Annotated in this window: 24 protein-coding genes; 18 read left to right on the top strand and 6 right to left on the bottom strand. The window is 68.8% G+C overall.

Annotation, left to right across the window (positions count from 1 at the left end):
- The first annotated feature begins 48 nt into the window (after positions 1-48).
- From prfA to CRV15_RS07170, 18 genes are all read left to right on the top strand, one after another.
- Positions 49-1119, top strand: a complete 1071-nt coding sequence (gene prfA / locus CRV15_RS07255) for a peptide chain release factor 1 (RefSeq protein ID WP_003952446.1) — start codon at positions 49-51, stop codon at positions 1117-1119.
- 84 nt (positions 1120-1203) lie between these two features.
- A complete protein-coding gene (gene prmC / locus CRV15_RS07250) occupies positions 1204-2049 on the top strand; it encodes a peptide chain release factor N(5)-glutamine methyltransferase (protein ID WP_003952445.1) in 846 nt (281 codons plus the stop codon).
- A 46-nt stretch (positions 2050-2095) separates the two neighbouring features.
- Positions 2096-2743, top strand: coding sequence for an L-threonylcarbamoyladenylate synthase (locus tag CRV15_RS07245; protein WP_003952444.1), 648 nt, complete (start codon positions 2096-2098; stop codon positions 2741-2743).
- Positions 2740-3420, top strand: coding sequence for an arsenate reductase/protein-tyrosine-phosphatase family protein (locus CRV15_RS07240; RefSeq protein ID WP_003961854.1), 681 nt, complete (start codon positions 2740-2742; stop codon positions 3418-3420). Before CRV15_RS07245 ends, CRV15_RS07240 begins: the two co-directional genes overlap by 4 nt.
- A gap of 177 nt (positions 3421-3597) precedes the next feature.
- Positions 3598-4959, top strand: coding sequence for a serine hydroxymethyltransferase (locus CRV15_RS07235; RefSeq protein ID WP_003961855.1), 1362 nt, complete (start codon positions 3598-3600; stop codon positions 4957-4959).
- 106 nt (positions 4960-5065) lie between these two features.
- Complete coding sequence (locus tag CRV15_RS07230; RefSeq protein ID WP_003952441.1) at positions 5066-6451, top strand: MraY family glycosyltransferase; 1386 nt, start codon at positions 5066-5068, stop codon at positions 6449-6451.
- A 267-nt stretch (positions 6452-6718) separates the two neighbouring features.
- Positions 6719-7156, top strand: a complete 438-nt coding sequence (locus CRV15_RS07225) for a Cg1360 family ATP-synthase-associated protein (protein WP_003952440.1) — start codon at positions 6719-6721, stop codon at positions 7154-7156.
- 228 nt (positions 7157-7384) lie between these two features.
- Positions 7385-8197, top strand: coding sequence for a F0F1 ATP synthase subunit A (atpB, locus tag CRV15_RS07220; protein WP_009997556.1), 813 nt, complete (start codon positions 7385-7387; stop codon positions 8195-8197).
- Positions 8198-8278: 81 nt separating this feature from the next.
- Positions 8279-8521, top strand: coding sequence for an ATP synthase F0 subunit C (gene atpE / locus CRV15_RS07215; protein ID WP_003952438.1), 243 nt, complete (start codon positions 8279-8281; stop codon positions 8519-8521).
- Between the two features lie 41 nt (positions 8522-8562).
- Positions 8563-9108 (top strand): F0F1 ATP synthase subunit B, encoded by a 546-nt coding sequence (locus CRV15_RS07210; RefSeq protein ID WP_003952437.1) that lies wholly within the window; start codon positions 8563-8565, stop codon positions 9106-9108.
- Positions 9105-9920: a F0F1 ATP synthase subunit delta gene (locus tag CRV15_RS07205; protein ID WP_003952436.1), complete on the top strand. Its 816-nt coding sequence runs from the start codon at positions 9105-9107 to the stop codon at positions 9918-9920. The genes CRV15_RS07210 and CRV15_RS07205 overlap by 4 nt, the downstream gene beginning before the upstream one ends.
- A gap of 157 nt (positions 9921-10077) precedes the next feature.
- Positions 10078-11676, top strand: a complete 1599-nt coding sequence (gene atpA, locus CRV15_RS07200) for a F0F1 ATP synthase subunit alpha (protein WP_003952435.1) — start codon at positions 10078-10080, stop codon at positions 11674-11676.
- A gap of 20 nt (positions 11677-11696) precedes the next feature.
- On the top strand, positions 11697-12614 hold the full coding sequence (locus CRV15_RS07195) for a F0F1 ATP synthase subunit gamma (protein WP_003952434.1): 918 nt from the start codon (positions 11697-11699) through the stop codon (positions 12612-12614).
- Positions 12614-14059 carry a F0F1 ATP synthase subunit beta gene (atpD, locus tag CRV15_RS07190; RefSeq protein WP_003952433.1) on the top strand — a complete coding sequence of 482 codons (1446 nt, stop codon included), beginning with the start codon at positions 12614-12616 and terminating at the stop codon, positions 14057-14059. Before CRV15_RS07195 ends, atpD begins: the two co-directional genes overlap by 1 nt.
- 192 nt (positions 14060-14251) lie before the next feature.
- Positions 14252-14635 (top strand): F0F1 ATP synthase subunit epsilon, encoded by a 384-nt coding sequence (locus tag CRV15_RS07185; RefSeq protein WP_003961857.1) that lies wholly within the window; start codon positions 14252-14254, stop codon positions 14633-14635.
- Positions 14636-14768: 133 nt separating this feature from the next.
- Entirely contained in the window at positions 14769-15230 is a 462-nt protein-coding gene (locus CRV15_RS07180) for a DUF2550 domain-containing protein (RefSeq protein ID WP_003961858.1), read from the top strand.
- A gap of 42 nt (positions 15231-15272) precedes the next feature.
- Complete coding sequence (locus CRV15_RS07175) at positions 15273-15911, top strand: class I SAM-dependent methyltransferase (RefSeq protein WP_003952430.1); 639 nt, start codon at positions 15273-15275, stop codon at positions 15909-15911.
- A complete protein-coding gene (locus CRV15_RS07170) occupies positions 15908-16420 on the top strand; it encodes an NUDIX hydrolase (RefSeq protein ID WP_003961859.1) in 513 nt (170 codons plus the stop codon). The genes CRV15_RS07175 and CRV15_RS07170 overlap by 4 nt, the downstream gene beginning before the upstream one ends.
- Positions 16421-16493: 73 nt before the next feature.
- Here the strand turns inward: CRV15_RS07170 and CRV15_RS07165 are convergent, their stop codons facing one another.
- From CRV15_RS07165 to CRV15_RS07140, 6 genes are read right to left on the bottom strand one after another with little or no spacing between them, the layout of a single operon-like run.
- A complete protein-coding gene (locus CRV15_RS07165; protein ID WP_003952428.1) occupies positions 16494-17165 on the bottom strand; it encodes a phosphatase PAP2 family protein in 672 nt (223 codons plus the stop codon).
- A complete protein-coding gene (locus tag CRV15_RS07160) occupies positions 17162-17407 on the bottom strand; it encodes an acyl carrier protein (RefSeq protein WP_003952427.1) in 246 nt (81 codons plus the stop codon). Before CRV15_RS07160 ends, CRV15_RS07165 begins: the two co-directional genes overlap by 4 nt.
- Positions 17408-17442: 35 nt before the next feature.
- Entirely contained in the window at positions 17443-18228 is a 786-nt protein-coding gene (locus tag CRV15_RS07155) for an ABC transporter permease (protein ID WP_003961860.1), read from the bottom strand.
- Positions 18212-19120, bottom strand: coding sequence for an ABC transporter ATP-binding protein (locus CRV15_RS07150; RefSeq protein ID WP_003961861.1), 909 nt, complete (start codon positions 19118-19120; stop codon positions 18212-18214). Before CRV15_RS07150 ends, CRV15_RS07155 begins: the two co-directional genes overlap by 17 nt.
- Positions 19117-20673: an alkaline phosphatase family protein gene (locus CRV15_RS07145; protein ID WP_003961862.1), complete on the bottom strand. Its 1557-nt coding sequence runs from the start codon at positions 20671-20673 to the stop codon at positions 19117-19119. The genes CRV15_RS07150 and CRV15_RS07145 overlap by 4 nt, the downstream gene beginning before the upstream one ends.
- Positions 20670-21296, bottom strand: coding sequence for a histidine phosphatase family protein (locus tag CRV15_RS07140; protein ID WP_003961863.1), 627 nt, complete (start codon positions 21294-21296; stop codon positions 20670-20672). The genes CRV15_RS07145 and CRV15_RS07140 overlap by 4 nt, the downstream gene beginning before the upstream one ends.
- Between the last annotated feature and the right edge of the window lies 1 nt (position 21297).

Raw genomic sequence — 21297 nt, 5'->3', positions numbered from 1 at the left:
TCGCACAGCCGGCCCGCGGAAAACCTCGTACGACACAGGAGCCATTCGATGTTCGAGGCGGTCGAGGATCTGATCGGTGAGCACGCCGGTCTGGAGAAGCAGCTCGCCGACCCTTCCGTCCACGCCGACCAGGCGAACGCGCGCAAGCTGAGCAAGCGCTACGCCGAGCTGACCCCGATCGTCGGCACCTACCGTTCGTGGAAGCTGACCGGTGAGGACATCGACACGGCGCGTGAGCTGGCGGCCGACGACCCGGACTTCGCCGCCGAGGTGAAGGAGCTGGAGCAGCGGCGCGAGGAGCTGACCGAGAAGCTGCGGCTGCTGCTCGTCCCGCGCGACCCCAGCGACGACAAGGACGTGATCCTGGAGGTCAAGGCCGGAGCGGGCGGCGACGAGTCCGCGCTCTTCGCCGGTGACCTGCTGCGGATGTATCTGCGGTACGCCGAGCGCGTCGGCTGGAAGACCGAGATCATCAACTCCACCGAGTCCGAGCTGGGCGGCTACAAGGACGTCCAGGTCGCGGTCAAGACCAAGGGCAACGCCGAGCCCGGCCAGGGCGTCTGGGCCCGGCTGAAGTACGAGGGCGGGGTGCACCGCGTCCAGCGCGTGCCCGCCACCGAGTCGCAGGGCCGTATCCACACCTCCGCCGCCGGGGTGCTCGTCACCCCCGAGGCCGAGGAGATCGACGTGGAGATCAACCCCAACGATCTGCGGATCGACGTCTACCGCTCCTCCGGGCCCGGCGGCCAGTCCGTCAACACCACCGACTCCGCCGTGCGCATCACCCATCTGCCCACCGGTGTCGTCGCCTCCTGCCAGAACGAGAAGAGCCAGCTCCAGAACAAGGAGCAGGCCATGCGCATCCTGCGGTCCCGGCTGCTCGCCGCGGCCCAGGAGGAGGCCGAGAAGGAGGCGGCGGACGCGCGCCGCAGCCAGGTCCGCACCGTCGACCGGTCCGAGAAGATCCGTACGTACAACTTCCCCGAGAACCGTATTTCGGACCACCGGGTGGGCTTCAAGGCGTACAACCTCGACCAGGTGCTCGACGGCGACCTCGACGCCGTGATCCAGGCATGTGTGGACGCGGACTCCGCAGCGAAGCTCGCTGCCGCGCAGTAGAACCGCCCCCACACAGCCCGACCCAGCACAGCCCGACCCACAGCCCCGCGCACCAACTGACGTACGAACCCGGGTGGAGGACCAGTGAACCTGCTGCTTGCCGAGGTGGCCCAGGCCACCCAGCGGCTGGCCGACGCCGGCGTGCCGTCCCCGCGCTTCGACGCGGAGGAACTGGCCGCGTTCGTGCACGGGGTGAAGCGCGGTGAGCTGCACACCGTCAAGGACGCGGACTTCGACGCCCGCTACTGGGAGGCCGTCGCCCGCCGCGAGGCGCGCGAGCCGCTCCAGCACATCACCGGGCGGGCCTTCTTCCGCTATCTGGAGCTCCAGGTGGGGCCCGGTGTCTTCGTGCCCCGCCCGGAGACCGAGTCGGTCGTCGGCTGGGCCATAGACGCCGTACGCGCCATGGATGTCGTCGAGCCGCTCATCGTCGACCTGTGCACGGGCTCCGGTGCCATCGCCCTCGCGATGGCGCAGGAGGTGCCCCGCTCCCGGGTGCACGCCGTGGAACTCTCCGAGAACGCCCTGGACTGGGCCCGCAAGAACGCCGAGGGGTCCCGGGTCACCGTGCACCACGGCAACGCGCTCACCGCGCTGCCGGAGCTGGACGGCCAGGTCGACCTGGTGATCTCCAACCCGCCGTACATCCCGCTCACCGAGTGGGAGTACGTCGCCCCTGAGGCACGGGACCACGACCCCGAGATGGCCCTGTTCTCCGGCGAGGACGGCCTCGACACCATCCGCGGCATCGAGCGCACCGCCCACCGGCTGCTGCGCCCCGGCGGCCTCGTCGTCATCGAGCACGCCGACACCCAGGGCGGACAGGTGCCGTGGATCTTCAACGAGGAGTCCGGCTGGGCGGACGCGGCGGACCACCCCGACCTCAACAACCGCCCCCGCTTCGCGACGGCCCGCAAGGCGACCCCGTGACGCCGCCTCTGCCCCACGAGCACACGAACACGAGGGAGAACGTCTGATGGCTCGGCGATACGACTGCAACGAGGCGAGCGATCGCGCCACCGGTCTGCGTGAGGCCACGTCGGCGGTCCGCCGCGGCGAGCTGGTCGTGCTGCCCACGGACACCGTCTACGGGATCGGCGCGGACGCCTTCAGCTCGGAGGCGGTGTCCGATCTCCTGGAGGCGAAGGGCCGCGGCCGGAACATGCCGACCCCCGTCCTCATCGGGTCCCCCAACACCCTGCACGGCCTGGTCACCGACTTCTCCGAGCAGGCGTGGGAGCTGGTCGACGCCTTCTGGCCGGGGGCGCTCACCCTGGTCGCCAAGCACCAGCCCTCGCTCCAGTGGGACCTCGGGGACACCCGGGGCACCGTCGCCGTCCGGATGCCGCTGCACCCGGTCGCCATCGAACTGCTGACGGAGACCGGCCCGATGGCGGTCTCCTCGGCCAACCTCACCGGGCACCGCGCCCCGGAGGACTGCGACGCCGCCCAGGAGATGCTGGGCGACTCCGTCTCGGTCTACCTGGACGGCGGGCCGACCCCGGGGATCGTGCCCTCCTCGATCGTCGATGTGACGGGACGGGTCCCCGTACTGCTGCGCGCGGGCGCGCTCGACGCGGAGGAGCTGCGCAAGGTCGTACCCGACCTTGAGGTGGCGCCTTGATCGCCCCTGAGGGGCGTGGCATAGGCGGGGACGCCGTCGGCGACACGTTCAGAATCCTCCATGTCAGCACCGGCAATGTCTGCCGCTCGCCGATCACCGAGCGGCTGACCCGGCAGGCCCTGTGCGACCGGCTCGGCGACCTTCCCCCCGGCTCGGCCGGGGGGTCGCCCATCGGTGGGCTGATCGTGGAGAGCGCGGGCACCTGGGGCCACGAGGGCGCCCCCATGGAGGCCAACGCGGAGGCCGTGCTCGCGGACTTCGGCGCGGACGCGAGCGGGTTCGTGGGACGGGAGCTGCTGGACGAGCATGTGATTCGCGCGGATCTGGTGCTCACGGCGACGCTGGACCACCGGGCGCAGGTCATCTCGATGGGGCACTCGGCGGGGCTGCGGACCTTCACGCTCAAGGAGTTCACCCGGCTGGTGCGGGCCATCGACCCGGCGACCCTGCCCGACCCCCGGGACGAGGGCGTCGTCGAGCGCGCCCGTGCCCTGGTGCGGGCGGCGGCGGCGCTGCGGGGCTGGCTGCTGGCGCCGAGCCCGGACGCCGACGAGGTGTACGACCCGTACGGCGCGCCCCTCACGTTCTTCCGTTCCGTCGGCGGCGAGATCAACCAGGCCCTCGATCCGGTGCTCACGGCGCTGACGGGCATCAACACCCCCTCGTCCTGCCGCTGAGGCCCCGCCCCGGCGCCCCGGGCGCGCGGGAGGGTCCGGCCCGTGGCGACCGGCGCCGTGCGCCCGGAGCGGTGACGGCGGGCCCACGGGGGGCCGCGGGCCTACATTGGAGGGGAGCAGCACCTCCGCGCTGCCGCACCCCGGTGCGGTGGCACCCCGCCAGGCACGGAGGCCGGGATGGCAGCACCCACCGCACCCACCGCCGCCACATCACGGCGGACGCCCGGCACATCCGCCGGAATCGACGCCTCCGCCGCACCCGCTGACGCCTCCGCCGCACTCGCCGCGCCCGCTGACGGCTTCGCCGACTTCGCTGCGCTGCGCCGCCAGGACCCGGAGATCGCGGAGGTCGTCCTCGCCGAGGCCGCCCGCCAGGCGGACACCGTCCAGCTCATCGCGGCGGAGAACTTCACCTCCCCCGCGGTGCTCGCCGCGCTCGCCTCCCCGCTGGCGAACAAGTACGCGGAGGGCTATCCCGGTGCCCGGCACCACTCCGGCTGCGAACCGGCCGACGCCGCCGAGCGCATCGCCCGTGAACGGGCCACAGCGCTCTTCGGAGCGGATCATGCGAACGTCCAGCCCCACTCGGGCTCCGCGGCCGTCCTGGCGGCGTACGCGGCCCTTCTGCGGCCCGGTGACACGGTCCTCGCGATGGCCCCGGCGCACGGTGGCCATCTCACCCACGGCTCGCCCGCGAACTTCTCCGGCCGATGGTTCGACTTCGCCGGTTACGGGGTCGACCCCGTCACCGGTCTGCTGGACTACGAGCGGATTCGCGCACTCGCCCGCGAGCGGCGCCCCCGGGCCATCGTCTGCGGCTCGATCTGCTACCCCCGCCACCCCGACTACGCCGCCTTCCGGGAGATCGCCGACGAGACCGGCGCCCATCTGATCGTGGACGCCGCCCACCCCCTGGGCCTGATCGCGGGCGGCGCGGCCCCCAGCCCCGTCCCGTACGCGGACCTCGTCTGCGCGACCACCCACAAGGTGCTGCGCGGCCCGCGCGGCGGGATGCTGCTCACCGGCCGGGACCTGGCCGAGCGCGTGGACCGGGCGGTGTTCCCGCTCACCCAGGGCGGCGCCCAGATGCACACCGTCGCCGCCAAGGCCGTCGCCTTCGGGGAGGCGGCGACCCCCGCGTTCGCCGCGTACGCCCATCAGGTGGTGGCCAACGCCCGGGTGCTGGCGGCGGCCCTGGCGGCGGAGGGGTTCGCCGTCGTCACCGGCGGCACCGACACCCATCTGATCGCCGCGGACCCGGCCCCGCTCGGCACGGACGGCCGGACCGCCCGGAGTCTGCTCGCCGCCGCCGGCCTGGTCGTCGACGTCTGTCCGCTGCCCTCGGGCGCCGGGCGCGGGATCAGGCTCGGCACCGCCGCCGTGACCACGCAGGGCATGGGGGAACGGGAGATGGCCACCATCGCCGCGCTGTGCGGCCGGGCGGTCCGCGACGGCGGCCGGGAGCCGGGGGCACGGACACCGAGGGTGCGCGATCAAGCCCGTGATCTTGCCGGTAGATTTCCGCCCGGTCCGGGATGAGCCCGGCCCCGCAACCGCCGGGGGCACCCGCGCGTCCTCGACCATGGGCCCGTCGCGGCTAGGGTGTGGGGATTGAGATGGCCGGCGATTCCTGTGGGGCAAGTCCGTGCGTGATTATTTGCTGACGCTCTGTGTCACAGCCGCGGTGACCTATCTGCTCACCGGACCGGTGCGCAAGTTCGCCATCGCGACCGGCGCGATGCCGGAGATCCGCGCCCGTGACGTGCACCGTGAGCCGACACCGAGGCTCGGCGGCATCGCCATGTTCTTCGGGCTGTGCGCGGGTCTCCTCGTCGCCGACCACCTGACCAATCTGCACAGCGTCTTCGAATGGTCGAACGAGCCGCGCGCCCTGCTGTCGGGCGCCGCCCTCATCTGGATCATCGGCGTCCTGGACGACAAGTTCGAGATCGACGCCCTGATCAAACTCGGCGGGCAGATGATCGCCGCCGGTGTGATGGTGATGCAGGGTCTGACGATCCTGTGGATTCCCGTCCCCGGCGTCGGCATGGTCACGCTCACCGACTGGCAGGGCACCCTGCTCACGGTGGCCCTGGTCGTGATCACCATCAACGCGGTGAACTTCGTGGACGGCCTCGACGGCCTCGCCGCCGGGATGGTCTGCATCGCCGCCGCCGCGTTCTTCCTGTACGCGTACCGCATCTGGGTGGGCAACGGAATTCAGGCGGCGGCCCCCGCCACGCTTTTCACCGCGATTCTCATCGGAATGTGCCTGGGCTTTCTGCTGCACAATATGCACCCCGCGCGGATCTTCATGGGCGACTCGGGATCGATGCTGATCGGGCTGGTGCTCTCCGCCTCGGTGATCTCGCTGACCGGCAATGTCGACATGGACACCCTGCAACTGTTCGCCGAGGACGGCTCCGCGCAGAACTCCGCGCAGGCGGCCCTGCCGGTCTTCATCCCGCTGCTGCTGCCGCTGACCATCATCGCCATCCCGCTCGCGGATCTGCTGCTCGCGATCGTGCGCCGCACCTGGAACGGGCAGTCGCCGTTCGCGGCCGACCGGGGGCATCTGCACCACCGGCTGCTCCAGATCGGTCACTCGCACAGCCGAGCGGTGCTCATCATGTACTTCTGGGCCGCGGTGATGTCGTTCGGCCTGGTCGGATACTCCGTGGACTCGTCCTCGGCATGGATCGTGATGATCATCGCCGGGCTGAGCGCCGTCGGCCTCGTCCTGCTGCTCCTGCCGCGGTTCACCCCGCGCGCCCCGCGCTGGGCGGAGTCCTTCGTCCCGCCGCGCTACCGGCGCCGCAGGCCCGCCGTGGCGCCCGCCCCCGGGGCGCCGGAGGAGGGGGCGCACAGCGGCGCCCCGGTGCCCGTCACGGCGGCCTCCGGCGCCCGTCCGGAGCAGTCGCCGCCCCCGGCGCGCACAGGTGACGGCGGGGTCAGCGGGGTCAACGGAGCGACCGCCGTGGGCGCCCGTTCGCGTCTGCTGGACGGGCGTAAGGCAGGAACCCGAGGGTGACGTTCCGTTTCTTTCCGGGGCGATAGCACATATTTCCTCGGGTGATCTCTGCACACACGGGCGCGTTCGCTCTCATGTGTGATAGTTGGCACACGGATGGGTAAAGGTCTCTTCAAATAGTTTGTGATACGGTTCACGAGAACCGGCGACAGAGCTGAAGGACCGTAGTGCGACGGTCATTTGGCCCCGAGGACCCGACTCGGACCCGGATTACGCTCGTCCATGACGACACACCACTGCCATTCCCCAGGAAGCGGAGCTGCCGCCATGCCGTCCAACGACGTCCGCACACTCCTTCACACCGCCGTACCCACAGCTGTCACCGGCCTTGCCGCCGCCGTGATCAGTGCTGTGTTCGCGGGCGGCAAGGGGGCGCTCGGCGCCGTCATCGGCACCGTGGTGGTGATCGGTTTCATGGGTGTCGGCATGGTGGTCCTCCAGCGGACCGCCAAGTCTCTCCCGCACTTGTTCCAAGCCATGGGGCTGATGCTCTACATGGCGCAGCTGCTGCTGCTCTTCATGCTGATGGCCCTGCTCAAGGGCACCACCGCGTTCGACTTCAAGGCCTTTGCCTTCACGCTGCTCGCGGCGACGATCGTCTGGGTCGCCGCTCAGGCGCGCGTCTTCATGAAGGCCAAGATCATGTATGTCGAACCCGAGTCTTCGAAGGGCGAGAAGCCCCAGAAGGCGGGCTCGCCGTCGTGAAGGGTAGGGGCGGGATAAAGAGCAGTTCGCGAGCCTGCTATCGTCCGGTGCCAACTACTGCGGCACAGCGGGCGCGGGCATCTGAGCTGACGCCTGCTCATTCGCGAGGCTCCATGCCCGCCAGCCGCCCTCACATCCGTAACACCAGTCCAGTGCCGAACCGCGGCCGTGCGCCGCGCCGACACAACGAGGTTGCCGTACCCATGCGCCACGCTGAAGGAGCCCGCGGTGAGTGCTGACCCCCAGATGCTCGCCTTCGACCCGAACTGTCAGCTCTTCTCGGGGTGCGGGTTCCCAGCTCCGGGCCTGCACACGTTCCTGTATGAGCCGATCTTCACGGTCAACGGCTTTGAGTTCACCAAGCCGATGCTGCTGGCCTTCGTCAGCTCCATCCTCGTCGTCGGCTTCTTCTGGGCCGCCTTCGGCAAGGCGAAGCTGGTCCCGGGCAAGCTCCAGATGATCGGTGAGGCCGGGTACGACTTCGTCCGCCGCGGCGTCGTCTACGAGATCATCGGGAAGAAGGACGGCGAGAAGTACGTCCCGCTGATGGTGTCGCTGTTCTTCTTCGTCTGGTTGCTCAACCTCTGGTCGATCATTCCGCTCGCCCAGTTCCCGGTCACGTCGCTGATCGCCTTCCCGGCGGGTCTCGCCCTGATCGTCTATGTCACCTGGGTCTCCCTGACCTTCAAGAAGCACGGCTTCGCAGGCGGCTGGAAGAACATCCTCGGCTACGACAAGAACCTCGGGCCGATCCTCCCCCTGGTGATGATCCTGGAGTTCTTCTCCAACCTGATCATCCGCCCCTTCACGCACGCGGTCCGGCTCTTCGCGAACATGTTCGCCGGCCACATGCTGATCGTGATGTTCTCCCTGGCCACCTGGTACCTGATGAGCGGGATCGGCTTCGTCTACGCCGGCGCCTCGTTCGTGATGGTCATGGTGATGATCGTCTTCGAGCTCTTCATCCAGGCCGTCCAGGCGTACGTCTTCGTCCTCCTGGCCTCCAGCTACATCCAGGGCGCGCTCTCCGAGCACCACTGAGCAACCGGCCCGCCCCTCAAGACCCGCAGTCGTCCGGTGGCCAACCCCCACCGGGACATTGAAAGAGAAGGAAGAACCGGCATGTCCGCTCTCCAGACCCTCGCCGCCGCCGACACCGTCTCCGGCAACGTCAACGCCGTCGGCTACGGCCTCGCCGCGATCGGCCCCGGCATCGGCGTCGGCATCATCTTCGGTAACGGCACCCAGGCCCTCGCCCGTCAGCCCGAGGCGGCCGGCCTGATCCGGACCAACCAGATCATGGGTTTCGCCTTCTGTGAGGCGCTCGCCCTCATCGGCATCGTCATGGGCTTCGTCTTCAAGTAAGCCGACCGACAGCCCTATCTCTTTTCACGGAAGGCACTGATGTGATCGCTCAGCTCACTATCGCGGCAGCGGAGGAGCAGCCTCCTCTCATTCCGCATCTGGACGAGCTCATCGTCGGCCTGATCGCGTTCGCCATCGTCTTCTTCTTCCTCGCCAAGAAGCTCCTCCCGAACATCAACAAGGTTCTGGAAGAGCGCCGGGAGGCCATCGAGGGCGGTATGGAGAAGGCCGAGGAGGCGAAGACCGAGGCCGAGAGCGTCCTGGAGCAGTACAAGGCGCAGCTCGCCGAGGCCCGCCACGAGGCCGCCCGACTGCGCCAGGAGGCGACCGAGCAGGGCACCGCGATCATCGCGGAGATGAAGGCCGAGGGCCAGCGGCAGCGTGAGGAGATCATCGCGGCCGGTCACGCCCAGATCGAGGCCGACCGCAAGGCCGCGTCCGCCGCGCTCCGTCAGGACGTCGGCAAGCTGGCGACCGACCTGGCCGGCAAGCTGGTGGGCGAGTCCCTTGAGGACCACGCCCGGCAGAGCCGCACCATCGACCGCTTCCTCGACGAGCTTGAGCAGAAGGCCGAGGCGGCCCGATGAACGGAGCGAGCCGCGAGGCGCTGGCTGCCGCACGCGAGTCCCTCGACGCACTGACCGACAACACCTCGGTCGACGCGGCGAAGCTCGCCGAGGAGCTGGCGGCCGTCACCGCGCTGCTCGACCGCGAGGTCTCGCTGCGTCGGGTCCTGACCGACCCGGCGCAGTCCGGCGAGGCCAAGGCCGCGCTCGCGGGCCGTCTCCTCGGCGGCCAGGTGGGCGGCGAGACCGTCGACCTGGTCTCGGGCATGGTCCGCTCCCGCTGGTCGCGCTCGCGCGACCTGGTGGACGCCCTGGAGGAGCTGGCGGCCACCGCCGACCTCACGGCGGCCCAGCGGGCGGGCACGCTCGACACCGTCGAGGACGAGGTGTTCCGCTTCGGCCGGATCGTGGACTCCAGCAAGGAGCTGCGCGCCGCGCTCACCGACAAGGCGGCCACCAAGGCCGCCAAGACGGAGCTGCTGCGCGAGCTGCTCGGCGGCAAGGCCGACCCGGTCACGGAACGACTGGTCGCCCGGCTGGTCACCGCTCCCCGGGGACGTAGCCTGGAGGGGGGCCTGGAGGCCCTGTCCAAGCTCGCCGCGGCGCGCCGGGACCGGATGGTCGCCATCGTCACCACGGCGGTGCCCCTCAGCGACCAGCAGAAGCAGCGCCTCGGCGCGGTGCTGGCCAAGGTGTACGGCCGCACGATGCACCTGAACCTGGACGTGGACCCCGAGGTCCTCGGCGGGATCGCGGTGCGCGTCGGCGACGAGCTGATCGACGGCACGGTCGCGGAGCGTCTGGGCGACGTCTCGCGCCGTATGGCCGGCTGACCGGCTCCACGCCACACACGCTTCACCAGCAGTACGCAGTACGAGAAGTACCAGCGGCCCGGTTGGGCCGTGCAGAGATTGCAGAAGATTCCTGGGGGTCGGCCCCCAGACCCCCAGTAAGAAACTTCGGGCCCAACAAGGAGAGCAGGGAACCCAGATGGCGGAGCTCACGATCCGGCCGGAGGAGATCCGGGACGCGCTGGAGAACTTTGTCCAGTCGTACCAGCCGGACGCGGCCTCGCGCGAGGAAGTCGGTACGGTCAGCCTGGCCGGCGACGGTATCGCCAAGGTCGAGGGCCTTCCCTCGGCCATGGCGAACGAGCTGCTGCGGTTCGAGGACGGGACCCTCGGTCTCGCCCTGAACCTGGAGGAGCGCGAGATCGGCGCGATCATCCTCGGCGAGTTCAGCGGCATCGAGGAAGGCCAGTCGGTCACCCGCACCGGCGAGGTGCTGTCGGTCGCCGTGGGCGAGGGTTACCTCGGCCGCGTCGTCGACCCGCTCGGCAACCCGATCGACGGTCTCGGCGAGATCGAGACCACGGGTCGCCGCGCCCTTGAGCTGCAGGCCCCCACGGTCATGCAGCGCAAGTCCGTCCACGAGCCGATGGAGACGGGCTACAAGGCGGTCGACGCCATGACCCCGATCGGCCGTGGCCAGCGTCAGCTGATCATCGGTGACCGTCAGACCGGCAAGACCGCTCTGGCCGTCGACACGATCATCAACCAGCGCGACAACTGGCGCTCGGGCGACGTCAACAAGCAGGTCCGCTGCATCTACGTCGCCATCGGCCAGAAGGGCTCCACCATCGCGTCCGTGCGCGGTGCGCTGGAGGAGGCCGGTGCGCTGGAGTACACCACCATCGTCGCCGCCCCGGCGTCCGACCCGGCGGGCTTCAAGTACCTCGCCCCGTACACCGGCTCGGCCATCGGCCAGCAGTGGATGTACGAGGGCAAGCACGTCCTGATCATCTTCGACGACCTGTCGAAGCAGGCCGACGCCTACCGTGCCGTGTCGCTGCTGCTGCGCCGCCCGCCGGGCCGCGAGGCGTACCCGGGTGACGTCTTCTACCTGCACTCCCGTCTGCTGGAGCGCTGCGCGAAGCTCTCCGACGAGATGGGTGCCGGTTCGATGACCGGTCTGCCGATCGTCGAGACCAAGGCCAACGACGTCTCGGCGTTCATCCCGACCAACGTCATCTCGATCACCGACGGTCAGTGCTTCCTGGAGTCCGACCTGTTCAACGCCGGTCAGCGCCCGGCCCTGAACGTCGGTATCTCGGTCTCCCGCGTCGGTGGCTCCGCCCAGCACAAGGCGATGCGCCAGGTGTCCGGCCGGCTCCGCGTGGACCTCGCCCAGTTCCGTGAGCTGGAGGCGTTCGCCGCCTTCGGTTCCGACCTGGACGCCGCGTCGAAGGCATCCCTGGAGCGCGGCAAGCGCATGGTCGAGCTGCTGAAGCAGGCCCAGTACCAGCCGATGCGCACCGAGGACCAGGTCGTCTCCGTCTGGGCCGGCACCACCGGCAAGATGGACGACGTTCCGGTCCAGGACATCCGCCGCTTCGAGCGTGAGCTGCTGGAGTACCTGCACCGCGACGAGGCCGGTCTGATGGCCTCGATCCGGGACGGCGCCAAGATGTCGGACGACACGCTGACCAAGGTCGCGGACTCGATCGCCGCGTTCAAGAAGCAGTTCGAGACGCACGACGGCAAGCTGCTCGGCGAGGACGCCCCGGCCGCCGTCAACGTCTCGAAGTGATGACGGAAGGGACCTGACTCATGGGAGCGCAGCTCCGGGTCTACAAGCGTCGCATCCGGTCCATCAGCGCGACGAAGAAGATCACCAAGGCGATGGAGATGATCGCCGCCTCGCGCATCGTCAAGGCACAGCGCAAGGTGGCCGCCTCCACGCCGTACGCGACCGAGCTGACACGCGCGGTCACGGCGGTGGCGACCGGGTCGAACACCAAGCACCCTCTGACCACGGAGGCGGAGAACCCGGTCCGCGCCGCGGTGCTGCTCATCACGAGCGACCGCGGTCTGGCCGGCGGCTACTCCTCCAACGCCATCAAGGCGGCGGACCAGCTCACGAAGCGGCTCCGCGGCGAGGGCAAGGAGGTCGACACCTACATCGTCGGCCGCAAGGGTGTCGCCTACTACGGCTTCCGTGAGCTGAAGGTCACGGACTCGTGGACCGGGTTCACCGACAGCCCGGTCTACGCGGACGCCAAGAAGGTCGCCGCCCCGCTCATCGAGGCCGTCCGCCAGGACACCTCGGAGGGCGGTGTCGACGAGCTGCACATCGTCTTCACGGAGTTCGTGTCGATGATGACGCAGACGCCGGTCGACAACCGGATGCTGCCGCTCAGCCTTGAGAAGGCGACGGAGGACAACGCGGGCAAGGGAGAGATCCTGCCGCTGTTCGACTTCGAGCCGTCGGCGGAGGACGTCCTCGACGCCCTGCTGCCGCGCTATGTCGAGAGCCGGGTCTACAACGCCCTGCTGCAGGCCGCCGCTTCCGAGCACGCGGCCCGCCGCCGGGCGATGAAGTCGGCCACCGACAATGCGGGAGACCTGATCAATTCGCTCTCCCGACTTGCCAACGCGGCCCGACAGGCCGAAATCACCCAGGAAATCAGCGAGATCGTCGGTGGCTCCAGCGCCCTGGCCGACGCGACCGCGGGGAGTGACAAGTAATGACGACGTCTACCGACAACCGAGTGACGGCCACGGGCCGCGTCGCCCGGGTCATCGGCCCGGTCGTCGACGTGGAATTCCCCGTCGACGCGATGCCGGAGATCTACAACGCGCTGCACGTCGATGTGGCCGACCCGGCCGAGGACGGCGCCACCAAGACGCTGACCCTCGAAGTGGCCCAGCACCTCGGTGAGGGTCTGGTCCGCACCATCTCGATGCAGCCCACCGACGGTCTGGTCCGCCAGGCCGCGGTGACCGACACGGGCGAGGGCATCACCGTCCCGGTCGGCGACTTCACCAAGGGCAAGGTGTTCAACACCCTCGGCGAGGTGCTGAACCACCCCGAGGCGAACAAGGAGAAGACCGAGCGCTGGGCGATCCACCGCAAGGCTCCCGCGTTCGACCAGCTCGAGTCGAAGACCGAGATGTTCGAGACCGGTCTGAAGGTCGTCGACCTGCTCACCCCGTACGTCAAGGGTGGAAAGATCGGTCTGTTCGGTGGTGCCGGTGTCGGCAAGACCGTGCTGATCCAGGAAATGATCATGCGTGTCGCCAACCTCCACGAAGGCGTGTCCGTCTTCGCGGGTGTGGGTGAGCGTACGCGTGAGGGCAACGACCTCATCGACGAGATGGAGGAGTCGGGCGTCCTGGAGAAGACCGCGCTGGTCTTCGGCCAGATGGACGAGCCCCCGGGGACCCGTCTGCGCGTCGCCCTGGCCGGTCTGACCATGGCGGAGTACTTCCGCGATGTGCAGAAGCAGGACGTGCTCTTCTTCATCGACAACATCTTCCGGTTCACCCAGGCCGGTTCCGAGGTGTCCACCCTGCTCGGCCGTATGCCGTCCGCGGTGGGTTACCAGCCGAACCTGGCGGACGAGATGGGTCTGCTCCAGGAGCGCATCACGTCGACCCGCGGTCACTCGATCACCTCGATGCAGGCGATCTACGTCCCCGCGGACGACCTGACCGACCCGGCCCCGGCCACCACCTTCGCCCACCTCGACGCGACGACGGTGCTCTCCCGTCCGATCTCGGAGAAGGGCATCTACCCGGCCGTGGACCCGCTGGACTCCACGTCCCGGATCCTGGACCCCCGCTACATCGCGGCGGACCACTACGAGGCCGCCATGCGCGTCAAGGGCATCCTTCAGAAGTACAAGGATCTCCAGGACATCATCGCGATCCTCGGTATCGACGAGCTGGGCGAGGAGGACAAGCTCGTTGTCCACCGTGCCCGTCGTGTCGAGCGCTTCCTGTCCCAGAACACCCACGCCGCGAAGCAGTTCACCGGTGTGGACGGCTCGGACGTGCCGCTCGACGAGTCGATCGCCGCGTTCAACGCGATCTGCGACGGTGAGTACGACCACTTCCCCGAGCAGGCCTTCTTCATGTGCGGTGGTCTTGAGGACCTGAAGAACAACGCCAAGGAGCTGGGCGTCTCCTGAGTCCCCCGACTCATGGCCGAGGGGGCGGGTGCCGTCCCGCCCCCTCGGTACGCCCCTGTCCCGGGGGCCCGCCCCCGGGGTCCCGGCCGTGACAGGCCGGGGCGGGGTCCGGACGCTTCGGCGACCGGCGCCCCATTAGACTTTGACCCAACACCCGGCGTCTGTGCCGGGTGGTGACCCGAGGAGCCTCCCTTGGCTGCTGAGCTGCATGTCGAGCTGGTCGCCGCCGACCGTCAGGTCTGGTCCGGCGAGGCCACCCTGGTCGTCGCGCGCACCGCGTCCGGCGACATCGGTGTCATGCCCGGTCACCAGCCGCTGCTCGGTGTGCTGGAGTCGGGCCCGGTGACCATCCGTACCACCTCCCCGGAGGGGGCCGGCACGGTCGTCGCCGCCGTGCACGGCGGTTTCATCTCCTTCGCCGACAACAAGCTGTCGCTGCTGGCGGAGATCGCCGAACTGGCGGACGAGATCGATGCCCAGCGCGCCGAGCGTGCGCTGGAGCGCGCGCGGTCGGAGTCGGACGCGGCGGCCGAGCGCCGTGCCGAGGTCCGGCTGCACGCGGTGGCGGTGCGCTGAGTACCCCGCCGACTGTCGTCATCCTCAGCCGCGGCCCGGACTGGACCCCTCCAGACCGGGCCGCGGCTGAGGCGATGCGGGTGCACACACGTTTGCGGTCAAGGACGAGGACAAGGCGAGGAGGTCGGAGAAGATGTACCTCGCGGTGCTCGTGAGCGTCCTGGCGCTGGTGGCCCTGGTGGGAATCGGGCTGTTCGTCTTCGGACTGCGCAGAAGGCTGATCCAGCGTTCCGGTGGCACCTTCGACTGCTCCCTGCGGTGGAACGTCCCCGAGGAGCCCGACCCGGTGGGCGCGCCCTCCGGCAAGGGCTGGGTCTATGGGGTGGCCCGCTACAGCGGTGACCGGATCATGTGGTTCCGGGTCTTCTCGTACGCCCCCCGGCCGCGCCGGGTGCTGGAGCGTTCGGCGATCGAGGTCATCGGCCGGCGTACCCCCGAGGGCGAGGAGGAGCTGGCGCTCCTCTCCGACGCCGTGGTGCTGGGCTGTCTGCACCAGGGGGTCCGGCTGGAGCTGGCGATGAGCGAGGACGCGCTCACCGGCTTTCTCGCCTGGCTGGAGGCCGCGCCTCCGGGACAGCGGGTGAACGTCGCCTGACGGCGCGGTCCGGGGCATCCGGGCCCGTGCCATGATGCCGAGGTGCCCTTCGATCACAATGACCACTATCACCGGCTCTTACTCCGCCGGATCCCCGAGAACTGTCGCAGAGCGCTCGATGTCGGCTGCGGTACGGGGAGTTTCGCCCGGGAGCTGGCCGGTCGGGGAGTCGAGGTCGATGCCCTCGATCCGGCGGAGGCGGCCATCGAGACGGCGCGGTCTCTTTCCTTGAGGTCGGCGCATGCCCGGCAGATCCGCTGGCAGCAGGCGGACATCACCGATACGGCCCTGTCTCCCGGCACCTATGACTACATCGCTTGCCTGGCGAGCATCCACCACGTTCCCTTCGGCACCGTGGAGAAGCTCCGGGAGGCATTGAGCCCCGGCGGTGTGCTGGTGATCCTTGGCTGCTACCGGGAAAGCACCTTCTCGGACCGGCTGCTCAGCCTCGCGGCCGTACCCGCCAACGCGCTCTGCCGGGCGGTGACGTGGATACGGGAGTCCTTCGGCTGGAAGCAGGACATCAGCCGCCCCTCTGTGACCACCCGGCCGCTCATGACGCTGCCCGAGATATCGAGAAGTGCCCGGGGACTCCTGCCCGACAGCACGATCAGGCGTCTCCTTCTCTGGAGGTATCTGCTGGTGTACCGGAAGCCCCTTCAGGAAGGAGTGTCCTGGTGAGGAGGAAGGGAACGGCGCCCGCTGAGGACCACCCGCTGGAGCCGTATCTGCTGGGGGCGACCTGTGTCGCCTTCAATGAGGTGGGCGAGGTTCTGATCGCCTGCCGCAGAGATCCCCCGAGATGGGAGCTTCCCGGGGGGTTCGTCGACCCGGGGGAGCGGTTCCCTGAGGCTGCGGTACGCGAAGCGTTGGAGGAGACGGGCGTCACGGTGGAGGTGCACGGCCTGGTCGGCCTCTACCAGCACCCGAGTCGGCGGGTCCTGGCCGGCCTCTTCGTCGCCACCGCGATCTCCGGGACTCCGGGGGAGACCGAGGAGTCGAGCGACGCCCGCTGGGTCGACGTGGACACCGCGCTGCGGACTCTCCACCCGCTGTACCGGCCCCGGCTGGAGGATGTGCTGGCAGCCAGGTACACGGTCCCGCTGAGGGTCCATGAGGGTGCCGACACGGTCATGAGGCTCCCGGTGCTGCCCAACGCGGGTCGGCCGGAGGCCGAAGACCGCCGCTGACAGGAGGATGCTCCCGGTGCCGCCGGAGTGGGTTTCCTGCGGCACCGGGACACCGTCGGCCTGTGGCCGCTGCTCAGGCAGCAGACCGGCTCTTGTCGGCCCTGAGTTTCTCCGGCGTCCGGAGTTTTCGCCGCTGCCCCAGCAGGACGATGCCGAGGAGCAGCCAGAGGCCGCCCAGGAGCTGCCCTGCCAGTACATCGACGGAGTAGTGCACGCCGAGCAGAACCCGGCTCAGAGCGACCAGCTCGGAGCAGACAACGGCGAGTACCAGAACCAGGTGTGCGGCGGGAGCGCGGAGGAACCGGCTCAGGAACAGGGCGACGAGGATGAATCCGGTGGTTGTGCTCACGGCGTGCCCGCTCGGGAAGCTGAACCCCTCGGCCGCGGCGGAGCAGGCGAGCCCCGGCCGTTGCCGCTCCACCAACTCCTTGAGGAGGCTACAGCTCAGAGCAGCGGCATAGGGCACCGCCAGCAGCGTGGTCGCGGCCATGACCTCTCGGCGGAGGAGCGCGACACAGGCCGATACCACCGCGAGCAGAGTCACCGGCAAGGGATTGCCCCAGGAGGTGATGAAGTCGACGGCTCCGGAGCGCGAGGTGTCGCTCCCCCACGCGCAGAGCGACCTGGTCAATTCCTTGTCCTGGGCGAGTCCGACGATCAGCATCAGTGCACCGAGGTGCGCCGCCGTCCACCAGCCGAGCCACCGTACGTTCCCTGACCGCCAGAGTGAGTGCGAGGTGCTCACCGAGTGGCGCTGACGCCGGCGATGTATTCCATGACGCCGCGTGGAGTGCGAATGGTCCGCAGGGTGCTGTCGTCTATCTCGCAGTCGAAGGCATCCTCGATCCGAGTGATGATCTCTATCTGGTTCAGGGAGTCCACATCCAGATCGCCGAAAGTGATGTCGAGCTGGGTCTCGTTGATCGTCGTCCCGATGATTTCCTCCATCAGAGGTGCCAGAACGTCGATGAACTCTTTCTCGGTCATTGCTGCGTTCCTCTCGTGTCGGGAGTTGCTCGGGGTCAGGAGACCCGGGAGTACCGGGCACGCCAGTGCATGCCCAGGGTGGTCAGCAGCCAGGCGGCGAGGGCGAAGACGCAGAGGGCCCCCAGGCTGGGCAGCACATCGAGACCGCTGGGTGAGGTGATCGACTGGCGTAGCGTGCTCGACGCGTACACCGCGGGGTTGGCATGCCCGATCGTGACCAGGATGTCGGGCAGCAGATCGGGAGGGACGGCCACCGGGCCGAGCGTCATCATGAGCAGTGTCGTGGCGAGGCTCAGTGAGGATGCCTGCTCTATGGTGGTGCAGCGACTGCCGATCAGTGCTCCGAGTCCGGCCGACGGCAGCAGGGCCAGGAGCAGACAGAACGGGGCGAAGGGCGAGAAGCCGAGAGGGACGTCGAGCAAGGCCGAGCCCAGCAGCAGGGTCACCGCGACCGCGGGCAGCGAGAGCAGTGAGAAGGCCCCCAGGGTGGCCAGGATGAGGGCCTCCCGCCGTACCGGCATCGAGGCGTAGTACTCAAAGGCTCCGGTGCTGCGCATGAAGGCGAAATTGCTGGCAATCTTGTTCTGTGTCTCGAACAGAATGGCCATGGTGACGCTTCCGGTCAGCACGAACTCACTTGCCTCCGGACCGGATTCCCGGGCGAAGAGGCCCAGGGCCGCGAGACTGACCATGGGGGCGAGCATGCCGGTGAGCACCATTTGCGGCCATGACCAACGCCAGTTGGTCAACTGGATTCGAAAGAGGTTCCAGACCTGACGGGGGAAGCTCAGGCCGGAAATCCCTTCACGCGTAGGTGACATAGACATCTTCCAAGGTCGCCGTATGGATCGTGAACTCGGGAAAGCGGGTGAGATCCACGTCCTTGGTCAGGCGGGGAAGGTCGGCGGAGTCGACCAGTGCCACCACACGCCCTCGGTGTTCGGACTGAATCCGCAGGTAGTCCGGGAGGACATCGCCTTCGCCGAGCGTGATGGTCAGCCGGACCCGGGAGCGCAGGGACGACTTCAGCTCGGCGGGAGCACCCAGGGCCACCAGTTCGCCCTCGCGCATGATCCCGACCCGCTCGATGACCTGTTCCGCCTCGATCGCGTTGTGGGTGATCAGAATGACGGTGCGCCCATCGCGCTGATGGAGGTCCCGGAGCAGGTCCCACACCTGGCGGCGGCGGGAGGGGTCGAGTTCATTGGTGGGTTCGTCCAGGATCAGGACCGGTGGTGCGCCGGTGAGGGTCACCGCGAGCTGGAGCAGTCGGCGCTCGCCGCCCGAGAGCTGTCGGACGACCTTGCGTGCCAGTGCCGTCAGACCGAGAGCCTCCAGCAGGGTGTCCCGTTCCCTTTTGGCGGCCCTGATGGACATGCCCCGCAGATGGGCACTGAAGTAGACGGCTTCCCTGACGGTCAGACTGTTCAGGGCGAAGGCCGTCTGCGGCATGTAGCCCACATGGGTTGTGGTGTACCGGGAGTGGGCGAAGACATCGTGGCCGAAGAGCCGTATTGAACCGCGGTCGGGCCGCACCAGACCGATCATCTGCTTGATGAGTGTGGTCTTTCCGGCCCCGTTGCTGCCCAGAAGACCGAAGAACTCCCCCTCCTCGATGCGGAACGACAGGCCCGCGTTGGCCGGTTCCGTTGAGTCGCCGTACCGTTTGTGCAGATCCTCCACCTCGTAGGCGTATCGCTGGTCGGCACTCACGTCGACGCTCCCGGTACTGTCAGCCGACGCCAGACGTCACGGATCACGGTTGCCGCACCGGTGATCACCGAGGGAGGCGGTCGATGGGCGGCGACCGTACCGAAGGCCCGGTAGAAGCCGTTCATGGCGGGGTCACCGGGGAGATAGCCGTGTGACGCCGATGTCACTTCCTCCTGGAGCTTTCCCGGGCCGTACTGGAACTCGGTGTGGCGACCGCAGGTCACCGTCAGTCGGCCGACGCGAGGGCTGCCGACGGGCAGGTTCAACCGGGTCTGGTCCTCGGTCGTGAGGACAGCGACGGACGGATGGAATCGGCGGAGACCTTCACGCAGTGTCCGCTCCTCGGCCGTGGTCAGGGGCTCGGCCGTATAGAGATAGGCGCAGTTGCTGTCACCCTGGAAGACCATGCGGTCGGCGAGTCCCAGCTCCTGGAGGAGACGGTTGGGCCGCAGATGGGACTCGACCCAGTCGATGCCGTGGTCGGAGAAGAGGACGAACTCCGCCCGGTCGCCCACGGCCTCGGCCAGCCGGCCCACACAGGCGTCGATACGGGTGTAGACATCGAGTATCTGCTTCCACGCGGTCTCCCGCGCTTCCGGGTTGCTCCGTACCGCATGCCAGTAGAGAAACTCCTGGGCGTGGTCGGCCTGGTTGAAGCGGACGAACAGCACATCGGGGTCGTGATCGGCGAGGATGTCGAGGGCGGCCCGTTCCACCCATTCGGCGCGGGGCGACTCATGGAAGTCGTGATCGGGGTTGGCGCTGTACTCGACAGAGAGAGAGGCGGGCCCGGTGCCTCCCCGATAGCGTGCCGGGTCCAGCCCGCCGAATCCCAGGGTGATCACGGCGGTCCCGAGACTCAGCCCTATCTCTCGCCGGTCCAGGTGCCGGACGGAGACAGCGGCCGACAGGGACCCCCAGGGCATGCGTACATCCAGCCGGACGGGCTCACTGCCCCGCAGCACAGTGGGCTCCCCGTCGTCTCCGGCGAGGACAGTGACACCCTCCCCGCCGACCCGCACCCGCAGAGCCAGGGGGTGTCCGAAGTAGGACAGCTCCACCCGGGCCCGTGCCTCCGCGGACCCCTCGTACTCCAGGGTGACGACCGCCTCCCGGGCGGGTGCGTACAGGCAGTAGCAGCTCGGGATCGACAGCTCGGCGGAACGGGAGAAAGTGTGCGGGAAGTGCACCGCGGCCATCGAGGCCCCTTGTTCCGCCAGCCAGTCCAGCAGATCCGGGGCGGTGAGTGAGCTCTTCTCGTAGGGGTGGAAGGCGGCCAGCGGGTCGTCCGCACGGCGCCGGATCTCTTCTGGCGCCTCCGTTTCCCAGAAGCGGTTGCCCACGATCCCGTGGTCACGGGGGTAGGCCCCGGTGAGGAAGGAGGCGTGCGAGGGCGCGGTGGACGAGGGGTAGATGCTCCGCAGCTCTTGGACGGCGGTGCCGGCGAGCGAAGGGAGCCGCTGGGCGAGATTGAAGAAATCATGCTGTCGGATCAGAGAGGGCAGGCCCCCGTCGACACAGATGACAACCATCCGTGCCCGCTGGGCGATCATGTGTTCGGCTCCGTTCCGCCGGGGTTTCCCGGTCCATCGGGTGTGGGGGAGGGGAGCGGCGAAAGGCCGGGGACGATGTTGTGCCGATGCAGCAGCCAGGAGCCTCCGAAGCAGCCCGGGCGGTACTCCCACTGAGTGATCCCCGTGTGGGCGACCTTGAGTTCCACGCGGCTCCCGCCACCGTTCAGCAGTTCTTGGACCGCGTCGAAGAAGCCGCTGTGGGTCACGAGCACGATCCGCTGTCCCCTTGACGCGTTCCGGCACAGACCGCTGACCGACAAGGCCACCCGCCCCATGAAATCGTGCCAGGACTCCGCCCCCGGAGGGGGCGGATACCAGCGGTTCTCACGGGGGTGCGGCAGGCTCTCCCCTGTGGGTGACTCCCAGTGGATCTCGTTGAGATGTGGATCTTCCCGTACGGGCAGCCCGGCCTCGCGCCCCACGGCGTCTGCCGTCCGTCGCGCGCGGGCCAGGGTGCTGCTGCGTATTTCGGTGGGGTGCTGTCCCGCCAGCCAGCGGGCAGCCGCCCACGCCTGGCGGTGTCCGCGGTCTGTGAGACGGCGGGTGTGCGGGGGCCGTGGCGTGGGTCGGTCCTCGGCGTGACGCAGCAGATAGAGGTGCATC

Source organism: Streptomyces clavuligerus, assembly GCF_005519465.1.
Classification (GTDB): domain Bacteria; phylum Actinomycetota; class Actinomycetes; order Streptomycetales; family Streptomycetaceae; genus Streptomyces; species Streptomyces clavuligerus.
The sequence above is the reverse complement of the archived record's forward strand: the minus strand, read 5'-3'. Positions and strand labels throughout refer to the sequence as shown.